The organism is Okeania sp. SIO2C2 (assembly GCF_010692625.1).
Classification (GTDB): domain Bacteria; phylum Cyanobacteriota; class Cyanobacteriia; order Cyanobacteriales; family Microcoleaceae; genus Okeania; species Okeania hirsuta.
On record NZ_JAAHGM010000008.1, the window covers coordinates 144,713 to 156,961 of the forward strand.

Below are 12,249 nucleotides of genomic sequence, written 5' to 3' on the forward strand. Positions count from 1 at the left end.
CAACGTCTTAGTTTTTTTGTTTGAATACCCAGAATATAAACTACTGAAAATTAATCAATACTTTTGCTGAGACTCACAGCCGGAAAAATTTAATAGGCAAAAATTCTGGCTCAGACCGAAGGAAAATCTCAAGGTAGAGATGACTCAAAACTGCAACGTCTTAGTTTTTTTGTTTGAATACCCAAAATATAAACTACTGAAAATTAATCAGTAATTTTGTCGAGACTCCCAGTCGGAAAAATTCAGTAGATAAAATTTCTGACTCAGAGCGAGGGGAAAATTTCGAGGTAGAAATGACTCAAAACTACAACGTCTTAGTTTTTTTGTTTAAATACCCAGAATATAGAAAATTAAGTAATATTAGCAAAAGTGATGAATATTGATAAAATTCTTGTTCCGTTGGACGTTCCTACTGAGGCAGCAGCGATCACTCTGATAGACCAATTACCGGAAATAATCTGGTGGAAAGTCGGTCTAGAATTGTTTGTTAGTTGTGGCCCGAAAATTCTCTCAATTCTCAAAGAACGTCAGAAGCGGATTTTTCTAGATTTAAAGTTTCACGATATTCCTAATACTGTTGCTGGAGCTTGTCGATCTGCGGCTAGTTATGGTGTAGATCTGTTGACTATCCATGCTACTGCTGGCAGAGTGGTTTTGACTGCTGCTCAAGAAGCTGTTGTGGAAGGGGCAAAAGTTACAGGACAAAACCCTCCCAGGTTAATTGCTATTACTATTTTGACCAGTTTGACTTCTCGTGATGTGGCTTTTGACCTCAAAATTCCTCTGGAGTTGCCAGAGTATGTTTTGCAGATGGCTTTGTTGGCTCAGGAATCTGGTTTAGGTGGGGCGGTTTGTTCTCCTCAAGAGGTGGAACAGTTGAGACAGGTTTGTGGTGATGATTTTGTGTTGGTTTGTCCGGGAGTGAGGCCAACTTGGGCAGAGAAAGGAGACCAGAAGCGATCGCTTACACCTAGTCAGGCTATTAAGGCTGGTGCTGATTATCTTGTTATTGGCCGACCTATTACTGCTGCTGCTGACCCAAAAGGGGCTTTGGAGCGCATTTGTCAGGAAATTTAAGGGGCGTTTTATTCAAAGTATTGCTATGTTTGATGCTCGATTGTTTCAAACGTCATTTTACATAAAGAGTACTATATTTAGGTTGAACAAAAAGTCATGCGTAGGTGCGAACGCCTCCCAATAATTACATACTATCAGGATTTTTGGCAGAATGCAAGGCTAAATATCTTTATCTTTCGGTTTTTTTGAGCTTCATAAAATGAAAGATAGCTTTCACTTCTAATACCATTTCTCTGTAACAATGCGCTTAATAATTGTTGCTCAGACCTTATTACACTGACTATTCTATATTAAGTGATACATCAAGGAGAAATGGTATGATACCAAGTTGATAAATTTTTGCTACAAATATCTAGGGTATTTCTGAGGAGTCAACCCACCCCTCGCCCCTCCCCCTCCCAGGAGGGGAAGTCAGGAGTCAGGAGTCGTATGGGAATGTCTTTAATACCATTTTTTAGGGCGTAAACTATCTTTTTAGTCAAAGGGACATTTCCTATAAAGTTTTTTTATCGCTCTTACTATTCGTAACATTCTTTTTTCACGCTTGGTATAACCTACCCCTCATAACAATTACAAAAATATTGCTATAGCAGTCGCCATTAATGTTAGGAAATTCTTAAATCCTCAAACTTATTAAAAAACTTATTAAATTATTGGGAAAATTTGCTGAACTGTAAATATTTTTCAGACATGATAACTTTCAGGGAAATATCAATCTGAAAATCCTAAAGTCGAATGCTATTTTATTTGAAAATATTCATTTCTATAATCACGATTATAAGTATAGCCAGTGACAATTTATCTTTACCTAATTCCCTATTTTTGACGATTGACAATTATTTGATGGTCAGAAAAAGACGACCTAGAAGACCTAGAAAACCTAGAATAGAAATAGAAAAAATAGAATCAACAGATCCTTGGAAACCAAAATCTACTTGCCCGGATAATTCAGAAGATTTAGAAATTCTAGCCACAGATTTAATATTAGATTTGCCTGGTTATGTTAATCGTGAAATTCAACGCGATCGCCAATCAAATGAAGATTATTTAGAACGGAATATAGTTATAGCAGGTCGTCCTGAGTTTGAACCTTTACCGATAGATGATATGCCTTTTTTTCAGGAGGATATTAATCAAATTTTTCTGACAACTTTAGAAAGGCAATATCGAGATAGTCAGGTAGTTGAATTACAAAAATTTCATTGGTTATTTCTGAGGAAAAGTCAGAGACAATGGGAGTTAGTTAATATGTTTTCTATAGAAGAAAGTTTACTAGGAAATTTACCACCACAACCAGAAGATAGTAGTAATGGAGTATTTGCTAGAGGTATTAGAGTTTGGTTACAAGGATGTTATTTTGGAGATAGGGGTCAGGAGACAGGAGTCAAGAGTCAGAATGAGGAATGATATGGCATAAGGAAGAAGTAAGAAGGAAGAAGAAAGAAGGCTTTAGTTATCTAGGAGAGAAGGAAAACTCAGAAGATGTCAGATTTTTCAGCTTTTGATATGTCAAATATAGTAATTGTGACTGCTATATCTTACCTTTACAATTTAATTTATGAAGATTTTTATTGGCAACTTAATTTGGGCTATTTTCCAAGTAAAAGTTCAACCAAATTCTCCACAACAAAGTATTGAATAACAGAGTATTCAGGAGATAGGATGAGGAATGAAGTATTATTTTTTTATGTGATTTATGGGGATTTTTATTGGTAATTTAATTCTGGCTATTTTCTAAGTAAAATTTCAACGGAATTCTCCACATAAAGTATTGAATAACAGAGGATTCAGGAGATAGGATGAGGAATGAAGTATTAATTTTTTTGTGTGATTTATGGGGATTTTTATTGGTAATTTAATTCTGGCTATTTTCTAAGTAAAATTTCAACGGAATTCTCCACATAAAGTATTGAATTACCTCTACCAGAAACCAAGGCTATTTCATTTTAAATTGTGCCATTTTATGTATTGACGAAACCACGTGATTTCAAGCTTTAATAAATTTCTCTTTAGCTGTCTGAAAATCAATAAATTAATTGCAAAAATCGACATTGCTGATTCTGGGTATGATTTGATAATTTTGTATTTGGGATTTTTTATTTTGGATGGTTTGAACTACTTGTTAATATTAACTGTTCCCTGTTCCCTGTTCCCTGTTCCCTATAAACCTACTTTCATACCTTAATTCAGCAATGCCCAAAAATCTAATAAGTACTTCTTTTTTACTTAATTAAATCAATTTTAAGCTTTCGTCATAGTACTTTTATTTGAGTAAACTTCGTATTTATTGGGAAAAAATCGCACACCGAACCTGTCATAGGGGATAATTTAGAACAGAGGAGGCTAAGTGTTCAACAATTAATAATTAATAATTAACAATTACCTCTCCTTGAAAACGGATAGGATTGACGCGGTAGGGAAAATTTTTTCTTGTTTCTCCTTTAAACGAGAAGCTTTAAACCTTAATTATTCGGTAATGCTCGACTCTAAATCATATATCCCTGCTCAAATTATCATCAATAAATAACCCCCATCTATCAATGGCTATTTTCCAAGTAAAAATTAAACCAAATTCCAAACAAAAAAGTATTGAAACTGAAGCAGATGGTAGTTTCAAAATATGTTTGAAGTCTCCACCAGTAGATGGTAAAGCTAATCAAGAATTAATCAAACTATTGGCAAAAAAGTTTAATGTGAAAAAATCAGAAATTACGATTAAATCGGGTTTATATTCAAAGAACAAATTGATTGAAATACCTCTACCAAAAATCTAAAAATCTATAGAATTACTATCTCCCTCTAATTCATCTAACTTTTGTTTAACTGCCTGAATATCTTGCCACATTAACCACTTTGGTTTGCCTGGCTCCCGAGAAGGATTTCGCAAAAGATAAGCTGGATGAAAAATGGGCATACAAAGTCGCCCTTCCCACTCCAGCCATTGGCCTCTTATTTTAGTTATACCTCGTTTCTCACCAGTCAAAGCTTTAACTGCCGTTGCTCCAGTTAAAAGAATAATTTTTGGGTCTACAAGACGTATTTGCTCTAGTAAGTATGGTTTACAAGCTTCTATTTCTTGAGTAGTAGGAGTCCTATTTTCTGGTGGCCTACATCTAATAGCATTAGAAATATAAACGTGGCGATCGCTACTTAGCTCCACCGACTCCAAAATTTTGTCCAGCAGTTGCCCAGACCTACCAACGAATGGTAAGCCTTGTTCGTCTTCATTTTGACCAGGTGCTTCGCCAATAATCATAATTTCTGCCTGGGGGTTGCCTCTACCAATGACAGCATTAGTACGGTTTTCTCCTAGCTCACATCTGCAACATTGGTTACAATGGACAGCTATTTGCTCCATTGTTTGATATGTTTCTGATGGAATTGGAATTTTAGCGTCTGTGGGGATGAGGTTGGAGTCGAAGTCTGAATCAGAGGTAGATTCTGAATAATCATTATTGTTTGACCAGTCGAAGAGACTAAGTTGTTTTTCGTTAGACATGAAAGGAGATTTAGGAATCAATTGCCACTATGTGTTTAGTCTAAAGTTTTGGGTAAAAAGTCTCAACTTAAAGGCCATTAGTTGACATACTCCCTACATCAAATCACAGATTATGATGCGGGATTCTCATCATTGATGATTCTACGCTCATAGAGACAACTTTAGATTGGCAACATTGCTATCACCAAACCAGAGGTTGGACTCTCCCGTAGCTTTTGGGTTTCCCCCAGGTTCCGAGTGCCCCTCGGTACTGTTGACTATTGCTCCTAGCATTTCTAAACCTTTTGCCAGAATATTTCTTGCTGCGTTATGGTCTCTGTCAGCAATATAACCGCAGTGTGGACATTTGTGAGTCCTCACTGACAATAATTTCTTAACTGTTTGACCACAATTTGAACAATTTTGGCTAGTGAAATGGGGAGGTACTGCTACACAAACAATTCCGTGCAATTTAGCATAATACTCTACCCATTGTGTGAATTGATACCAACTTGCATCAGATATTGACTTGGCTAAATTATGGTTTTTAACTAGGTTAGCAATTTTCAAATCCTCATAGACTACCAAATCGTGAGATTGGATTAACGCCCGTGCAGTCTTTACCGCATGGTCTTTACGCTGTCTACTAATTTTCAGGTGCTGCCTAGCTAATTGAATTCTTGCTTTGTGGTAGTTATTTGATTGCGGTTTTTGGCCTTTTTTATGCCGACGCGATACTCTCCGCTGTAGCTTTTTAAGTCGTTTTTCTGACTTTCTCAAATACTTAGGATTATCTACAGCTTTACCATTACTATCAGTATAAAAAGTATTTAAGCCTAAATCAATTCCTACTACATTACCTTCAAAATTATGAGTCTCTTTTCTCTCAACATTTACTAGAAATTGACAATAATATCCATCAGCACGTCTTACAACTCTAACACGACTTATTTGTTGCTCTGAATACCAAACTAAATCACGACTTGTCCATAATTCAAATACACCAGCTTGAAAACCATCTTTAAACTCAATTTTTTTTCTGTCTGGAGATAGCTTGTAGCCAGTTGTTTTGTATTCTACCGACCGAGTGAATTTCTTGAATTTTGGATAAGCCTTTTTGCCTGGTTTATTTTGTCTACAATTTTTGTAGAATCGTTGTATTGATTGCCATGCTCTATCGGCTGATGCTTGTCTAGCTTGAGAGTTTAGCTTTTTAGCCCAAGGAAAATTAACATCTTTTGCTAGTTGTGAACAAAGCTTTTGTAGGTCGTTGCGCTTAACATCTTTATGATCTATCCAATAACGCAAGCAAATGTTTCTAATGAACTGACTTGTTAGTATCATTTCATCTAAAACTTTGTACTGATTTTGACTGCCTTTTAATTTGGCCTCAATTACTAGCAAAGTATTATTAATTCCTTGAATATATCTATCATTATAACTGAATTTACCTGAAATATCTACTGGATAAACTATTAATTTTTGTATATAATTGTGACATCGTTTGCGGAGCATTCCGTAGGAAATCACAATTATATACTCACCATTCATCCAGGCACTATAATCTTTGATTTAGTGCTGGCCCTCTGGTGATAGAAGGTAAAATTTAAGTGTCAGTAGCTGGAGAAAATTATGTCATCTATTCCCATATTTCGAGACCGCACTGATGCTGGAGAAAAATTGGCTGAGGTTATTTTTTCAGATTTCTGTCAAATGAGTTTGACTACTGAGTGGATGATTAAGCCTATTGTCTATGGTCTACCAAGAGGGGGGTTGCCAGTAGCAGTAACTATTGCGCGTCGGTTGGGTTGTCCTTTGAGTGTGGTGGTGGCGAAGAAAATTACTTTACCGGATAATCCAGAATTGGCTCTTGGTGCTGTGACAGCGGATGGTTGTATTGTGTGGTCGAGGCACAAACCACGCAATTTACAAGTCCAAAAGGCTATAATTGAAAGAGCAAGGGAAAAAGCACAGTCTCAATTAGAATGTCTTAGTGGTGGAAAGCCTGAAGTTATTCCTCTGGGTAAGTTAGTAATTTTAGTTGATGACGGAATAGCTACGGGTATGACGATGATAGCTGCGCTAAAGTCTATTAAGTTGCATAAACCGAATGCTGTCTGGATATCTGTGCCAGTTGCTCCTCCAGAATTGATTAAATTTTTGGCAGATTGTTGCGATCGCTTAATTGTATTGGAAACTCCTCAGCCGTTTTTGAGTGTGAGTCGATTTTATGCTGAGTTTACTCAGGTGGAAACTGAGGTTGCTTTGGCTTGTCTTCAACAACAGACTGAATGGCTGTGAGAGTAAAAAAATTTTTAATTTTTATTTATATGGTTGATGTTTTTGATGTTGAATATAATGATTAAACAGTCAAGGCAAATTAATTAGGTTATCCTGTTATTAGGAGTTAGGAGTCAGGAGTCAGGAATCAGAATGAATGGTTTAAATACCAGTTTTTAGGTCGGAAATTCTCTTTTTCTCTTGGTGCGCGTTCCCTCTCTTGGTCAGCATTCCCTTGCGTCTGTGCCAGACGCGGGATCTGACCGCTTGCGACTGGCGTCGTCGCGGGGTCGCACCGCTCTCTTGGTCGATTGGATATGGTGAGGAGACCCGTTCTTGCAAACCCGCTCCGAAGATCGCCATCCCACCCTACGGGAAGCTACGCTAACGACCGCTTTGTTAAAGGGAGATCCCCTGTCAAGTGTTTTTATCGCACTTACTATTCGTAACATTCTTTTTTTAAAATGGTATAACACAAAAAAAATAGTAAAATTTAATTTTATTATTCCATAAATTTTGTGAATTAACTGTATTAACAAATCATGAAAATTTTTGCTATTTAAGTATAAATGCCATAATTTTTTTTCTGGTAATTAATCGGAATTTTGTGATTTTATTTAATATCAAAATTATGAGAATTTTACAACTGTGGTGTCAAAATCTTAGGAGTGGTATACAATATAATCCACCAGGCTTTATTGAGTTAATAATGTTAGTCTTTGCCATAGTATTATTATTGTGTTGGAGTGTTACAGAGCAATGGCAATATTTAGTCTTATGCCTGAGTTATGTAATGGGTTATTCTATTTCTATTTTAGTTAGAGAAGCGCTTACACCATCTCCTCAAATACAGGCTTCCCAATTCACAGCTATACTATTATTAATTCTTAGTACTTATAGTTTTGCTGATTTAATTCGTTAGAAAATGTTTGATTTTAAATCAACAAAAAATAGCTTAGTTTATATAGCAATCAAGAATCAGATGTGAGAATTGAGATGTCTCTTAAAAATATATAATATAGCAGTTATCTTATTCATATATATTTATTTTATCTGCTCCCTGTTAGTGTAAAAATATCTTATTTAATTATCCATTTGTAATTGGAATTAGTAGTTTTTTATTACTGTTTACAGGAGGTTTATTATTTCCTATTATAATTATTTGTATTTAGATAAATAAATAATCATAATTCAGGAGGAATTAAGAAATTCAAGCCTCCCAATCAACTGAGTTTATCTTCAGTTTTAACTTCAGCATTCAGTTTTCAGTGACGATCTACAGTGTTATCCAAATCATTATTAAAATAGTCAGCCAGAATTAACAGTATTGTTCAATAATTGATAATTACCTATCTCTAAAAGGAAGAGGATTGAATAAAAGGAAAATTTTTTCTTATTTCTCCTTTAAAGGAGAGGCTTTAAACCTTAATTATTCGGTAAAATGAGTATAAGACTGTTAATAAATTTCCTGGTGAACGTTATGGGAAAAGTCAAAGAATGCCATTGGCGGGAAAATATTTTTATGAATTTGGGAACTGTTTTAAGTCAATTATGGATTTGTTTTAGTCTCAATACAAAATAAATTTACTTCCTGACTTGTAACTTATAGTAACCTAATATTTTTTGTGGTATAACTTATGGTAACTCAAAACCCTAAAAACATAAACATAGTTTCTACTACTGCCAACTTTAGACTTAATAATTAGGGCTTGCTGATTAAATATAAAAACATTTACAGATAAATATTTTAGCTTTTTTAGAGGGAAAAAAAGTGCAACTTTTTAAGCTTGAGTGACCAAAAAGTTAGGATTTTGGGCTGACTATGGCAGAAAAATCACTCTTATAATTTTTCCGAGTACCTCCTATAAATTCCCCATTCCTCGTGACTCCTGACTTCTCCTCCTGGGAGGGGGAGGGGCGAGGGGTGGGTTGACTCCTACCCCTACGATTCATACTTTTTCAGCAAACCCTAATTATGTAATATAACTGACTTATTGCTTTATACTCGAAAAGTAAAAAAACAATAATTTTGTCTAAATACTAAGAAGATTTACAGGATACAATTATCTCAAGTAATTAATTTATTCAAATCAAAATGAGTCACAAAATAGAAGCAGAAAATTTTATCCAAGATTTAGAAAGAGTAGCTAAAGTTAGAACCGAAGTAGCTGCTAGTTTATGTACAATAGCTGAAACTTTAGAAAAAGCAGAATCAGAAGGTCAAAAAACTTCTGGAAAATTAGGTTTAGAAAGAGAAATAGAAGATATTAAAAATGCTGGCAAAAATCTCCGCCTTGGTGTGTTCCGCTTGATGGTATTGGGAGATATGAAACGGGGAAAAAGTACATTTCTTAATGCTTTAATAGGTGAAAATATTTTACCTAGCGACGTTAATCCTTGTACAGCATTATTAACTGTATTAAAATTTGGACCAGAAAAAAAAGTTACTATACATTTTAATGATGGAAAAAAACCTCTGTCACTAGATTTTAAGAGCTTCAAACGAAACTATACAATTGACCCAGCAGAGGCAAAAAGATTAGAACAAGAAAAAAAACAAGCATTTCCTGATATTGATTATGCAGTGGTTGAATATCCCCTACCAATTTTAGAAAAAGGAATAGAAATTGTTGATAGTCCTGGTTTAAATGATACAGAAGCACGGAATGAATTGTCTCTTGGTTATATCAATAATTGTCATGCTATTTTATTTGTGATGAGAGCAACTCAACCTTGTACTTTAGGAGAACGTCGCTATCTAGAAAATTATATTAAAGGTAGAGGGTTGAGTGTGTTCTTTTTAATTAATGCTTGGGATCAAGTACAAGATAGTTTAATTGACCCAGATGACCGAGAAGAATTAGAAGAAGCAGAGATAAGATTAAGAAGAGTTTTTCAAGCTAACCTCAATGAGTATTGTGTAGAAGAAAATAAAAATATCTATCAAGAAAGAGTTTTTGAACTATCTTCAATTCTGGCATTAAGAAGGCGATTAAAAAATCCTTCAGTTTCTCTAGAAGGAACAGGTTTTCCAGAATTTTTTGGTGCATTAAATCAATTTTTGACTCAAGAAAGAGCAGCTCAAGAATTTAGGCAAGCAAAAACTTTAGCAGCTCAAGCAGATAGTCATTTACGAGAGGCGATCGCTCGTCGTACTCCTTTATTAGAACAGAATATTGAAGAGCTAAAAAATAAGATTAATTCTGTAGCACCAGAGTTTCATAAACTTGCTGAAATTCGCGACCAATTTCAGTCAGAAATTAGAACAGTTAGAGACAAAGAAGCGACTGAAATTGCTAATTCTTTTCGTTCTTATGTTCTCGACCTGGAACATACTTTTGAATCAGACTTTTTGCGCTATCAACCAGATATGAAATTTATCGATTTCATTAACCCTGGTAAAAGAGAAGCTTTTGAAATAGAACTAAAAAAAGGATTTGAACAATATATTAGTGATAAATTAGCAGCATGGACTATTACTGTTGAAAATAAGATGGATGCAGCATTTTTACAACTTTCTAGAAGAGCTGCTCATTATGGTGCTTCCTATACAAAAGTCACAGATAAAATCACTGAAAAACTAACAGGAAAAAAGGTCAAATCTGCCCTTTCTGTTTCCAGTGAGGATAATGCTCCTAGTTGGGCAAAATGGGCTATGGGATTATTTTCATTAGCTAGAGGTAATATTGCAGGTATGGCGATGGCCGGAGCGGGTTTTGATTGGAAAAATATCTTGCTAAATTTATTGGCTGTAGGAGGAATATATACAGCAATTACTTTCTTTACAGGGATAACTTTAGGACCTATTGGTTTAGCTTTATTAGGTTTAGGTGTGGGTGTAATGCAGGCAGATGAAGCACGGAAAAAAGTAGTTCAAATAGCGAAAAAAGAGTTGGTCAAACATTTACCTGAAGTAGCAAATGAACAGTGGCAACCTATTTATGATGCTATTAAAGAATGTTTTGATACTTATGAAGGGGAAGTTAAAGAAAGGATAGATGATGATATTAAGTCTCGGAAGTCAGAATTAGATAATTTGCTGCAGCAAAAACAGGAACAAGAAATTAATAATGATGCAGAATTAGCTCGTTTTCAACAGTTAGAAATTGATGTGTCATCTGAGTGTACAAAAATAGTTGCCGTTTATCAGGATTTTATGAAAGCAATTGTATAGCAGAAGGAAGAAGGAAGAAGAAAGAAAGAAGAAAGAAAGAAGAAAGAAAGAAGAAAGAAAGAAGAAAGAAAGAAGAAGGAAGAAGAAAGAAAAAGGAATAAATGTGGCGTTGTCTGAGTTTTAAGCTTTTGATATGTCAAATACAGTAATGGCGACTGCTATATAATACCAAGCGTGAAAAAAGAATGTTACGAATAGTAAGAGGAATAAAAAGACATGTGCAGGATAGTCCTTTGACAAAGCGGTCGTTAGCGCAGCTTCCCGAAGGGTGGGATGGCGAGGAAAACTGCGCCATATCCAATCGACCAAGAGAGCGGTGCGACCCCGCGACGACGCCAGTCGCACCTGTTAGCGCACCAAGAGAAAAGAATGATTTCCGACCTGAAAAATGGTATTGAAGCTATTCTCGTGTGACTCGGTCCTCCTGAGTTCCCCTCCTGGGAGGGGCGCGCGGGTGGGTTGACTCCTAAGAAATATCCTAGCTATTTGTAGCAAATATTTATCAATTTGGCATAAATTATAAATGTAGGTTTGGTTTAGTTTAGTTCCTCAACTCAAGAGTAGTATAGTATGCAAATATTCAGTTATGGATATCAATAGTAAGTCTGACGCTCTTTAACTACTTTACCCTAGTAAATATTTAAGAAATAGGTATTATTTAGGATTGCTATATAGTAATCCTAAATGATTTGTAAAAAACCCATGAATTAGATAAAATATCTAAAACTCTTATACCAATTTTATGTGAAACTGCACACAATTAGGTGGTAGGTGGCATGGTGATAGGTCTTAGTTGTTAGGTAGTAGGTGGTAGGTGTTATACCAATTTTATGTGAAGTAGCACAGAATTATGAAATTTATTAACTTGTCTATCTCGATCTACAGTCAACTCTGATTAATATATTATTCTATGCAGTTTAGAAATGAATTTGGGCGTTGGTGAATCAAACTATGAAAGCTAAATTTATAAAGTATAAAATGCTTTTTAATTAGTATTTAGGTAATCGCCATTTAAAAAAATCATAGCCAAAATCACCAACGCCTGAATTTGGTATTACCCCTGTTCCAATACAATTCAGATTATACCAAAATTCATAAATTATGGAACCATTAGAGTAGGTCTTCAGATTACAGAACTGCCAAAAAAAATCCTTAAGTGAACTGTATTGACCCCTGTTCCTTTTTTCTAGAATATTTTTTTCAGAACTGTAAAGAGGAATTCTATATAATATGGATATAT

12 protein-coding genes are annotated in these 12,249 nt (G+C 35.0%); 9 read left to right on the forward strand and 3 right to left on the reverse strand.

Features of this window, described 5'->3' with window-relative positions:
* The first annotated feature begins 372 nt into the window (after window positions 1-372).
* The 4 genes from pyrF to F6K18_RS08465 all read left to right on the forward strand — a co-directional run bounded on the left by pyrF (window position 373) and on the right by F6K18_RS08465 (window position 3,851).
* A complete protein-coding gene (gene pyrF, locus F6K18_RS08450) occupies window positions 373-1,077 on the forward strand; it encodes an orotidine-5'-phosphate decarboxylase (RefSeq protein WP_287520296.1) in 705 nt (234 codons plus the stop codon).
* A gap of 339 nt (window positions 1,078-1,416) precedes the next feature.
* On the forward strand, window positions 1,417-1,542 hold the full coding sequence (locus F6K18_RS08455) for a hypothetical protein (RefSeq protein WP_275670264.1): 126 nt from the start codon (window positions 1,417-1,419) through the stop codon (window positions 1,540-1,542).
* 378 nt (window positions 1,543-1,920) lie between these two features.
* Window positions 1,921-2,484: a hypothetical protein gene (locus F6K18_RS08460; RefSeq protein ID WP_124142976.1), complete on the forward strand. Its 564-nt coding sequence runs from the start codon at window positions 1,921-1,923 to the stop codon at window positions 2,482-2,484.
* Window positions 2,485-3,617: 1,133 nt separating this feature from the next.
* Window positions 3,618-3,851 carry a DUF167 domain-containing protein gene (locus tag F6K18_RS08465; RefSeq protein WP_287520067.1) on the forward strand — a complete coding sequence of 78 codons (234 nt, stop codon included), beginning with the start codon at window positions 3,618-3,620 and terminating at the stop codon, window positions 3,849-3,851.
* Here F6K18_RS08465 and F6K18_RS08470 read toward each other — a convergent pair.
* Entirely contained in the window at window positions 3,848-4,576 is a 729-nt protein-coding gene (locus F6K18_RS08470; protein WP_287520069.1) for a uracil-DNA glycosylase, read from the reverse strand. The two genes, F6K18_RS08465 and F6K18_RS08470, sit on opposite strands and share 4 nt — an antisense overlap.
* 147 nt (window positions 4,577-4,723) lie before the next feature.
* Window positions 4,724-5,959, reverse strand: coding sequence for a transposase (locus F6K18_RS08475; RefSeq protein WP_287520298.1), 1,236 nt, complete (start codon window positions 5,957-5,959; stop codon window positions 4,724-4,726).
* 228 nt (window positions 5,960-6,187) lie between these two features.
* On the opposite strand from F6K18_RS08475, the gene F6K18_RS08480 reads away from it, so the two are divergent.
* Both F6K18_RS08480 and F6K18_RS08485 read left to right on the forward strand, forming a co-directional pair.
* On the forward strand, window positions 6,188-6,856 hold the full coding sequence (locus F6K18_RS08480; protein WP_287276323.1) for a phosphoribosyltransferase: 669 nt from the start codon (window positions 6,188-6,190) through the stop codon (window positions 6,854-6,856).
* A 610-nt stretch (window positions 6,857-7,466) separates the two neighbouring features.
* Window positions 7,467-7,757: a hypothetical protein gene (locus F6K18_RS08485; RefSeq protein WP_287520070.1), complete on the forward strand. Its 291-nt coding sequence runs from the start codon at window positions 7,467-7,469 to the stop codon at window positions 7,755-7,757.
* A gap of 881 nt (window positions 7,758-8,638) precedes the next feature.
* Here the strand turns inward: F6K18_RS08485 and F6K18_RS08490 are convergent.
* Window positions 8,639-8,788 carry a hypothetical protein gene (locus tag F6K18_RS08490; RefSeq protein WP_287520071.1) on the reverse strand — a complete coding sequence of 50 codons (150 nt, stop codon included), beginning with the start codon at window positions 8,786-8,788 and terminating at the stop codon, window positions 8,639-8,641.
* A 142-nt stretch (window positions 8,789-8,930) separates the two neighbouring features.
* Here F6K18_RS08490 and F6K18_RS08495 point away from each other — a divergent pair, with 142 nt between their 5' ends.
* The 3 genes from F6K18_RS08495 (at window position 8,931) to F6K18_RS08505 (ending at window position 11,407) form a co-directional block, all read left to right on the forward strand.
* Window positions 8,931-11,009 (forward strand): dynamin family protein, encoded by a 2,079-nt coding sequence (locus tag F6K18_RS08495; RefSeq protein ID WP_287520073.1) that lies wholly within the window; start codon window positions 8,931-8,933, stop codon window positions 11,007-11,009.
* The gene (locus F6K18_RS08500) at window positions 11,002-11,133 is read left to right on the forward strand and encodes a hypothetical protein (protein ID WP_287520074.1); all 132 of its coding nucleotides are present in this window, start codon (window positions 11,002-11,004) and stop codon (window positions 11,131-11,133) included. The genes F6K18_RS08495 and F6K18_RS08500 overlap by 8 nt, the downstream gene beginning before the upstream one ends.
* A gap of 109 nt (window positions 11,134-11,242) precedes the next feature.
* Entirely contained in the window at window positions 11,243-11,407 is a 165-nt protein-coding gene (locus F6K18_RS08505; protein ID WP_287520075.1) for a hypothetical protein, read from the forward strand.
* The last annotated feature ends 842 nt before the right edge of the window (window positions 11,408-12,249 follow it).

Excerpts from the sequence above, each read along its gene's own strand:
- pyrF (WP_287520296.1), top strand. The coding sequence starts at position 373 with ATGAATATTGATAAAATTCTTGTTCCGTTGGACGTTCCTACTGAGGCA.
- F6K18_RS08460 (WP_124142976.1), top strand. The coding sequence starts at position 1,921 with ATGGTCAGAAAAAGACGACCTAGAAGACCTAGAAAACCTAGAATAGAA.
- F6K18_RS08465 (WP_287520067.1), top strand. The coding sequence starts at position 3,618 with ATGGCTATTTTCCAAGTAAAAATTAAACCAAATTCCAAACAAAAAAGT.
- F6K18_RS08470 (WP_287520069.1), bottom strand. The coding sequence starts at position 4,576 with ATGTCTAACGAAAAACAACTTAGTCTCTTCGACTGGTCAAACAATAAT.
- F6K18_RS08480 (WP_287276323.1), top strand. The coding sequence starts at position 6,188 with ATGTCATCTATTCCCATATTTCGAGACCGCACTGATGCTGGAGAAAAA.
- F6K18_RS08485 (WP_287520070.1), top strand. The coding sequence starts at position 7,467 with ATGAGAATTTTACAACTGTGGTGTCAAAATCTTAGGAGTGGTATACAA.
- F6K18_RS08490 (WP_287520071.1), bottom strand. The coding sequence starts at position 8,788 with ATGAATCGTAGGGGTAGGAGTCAACCCACCCCTCGCCCCTCCCCCTCC.
- F6K18_RS08495 (WP_287520073.1), top strand. The coding sequence starts at position 8,931 with ATGAGTCACAAAATAGAAGCAGAAAATTTTATCCAAGATTTAGAAAGA.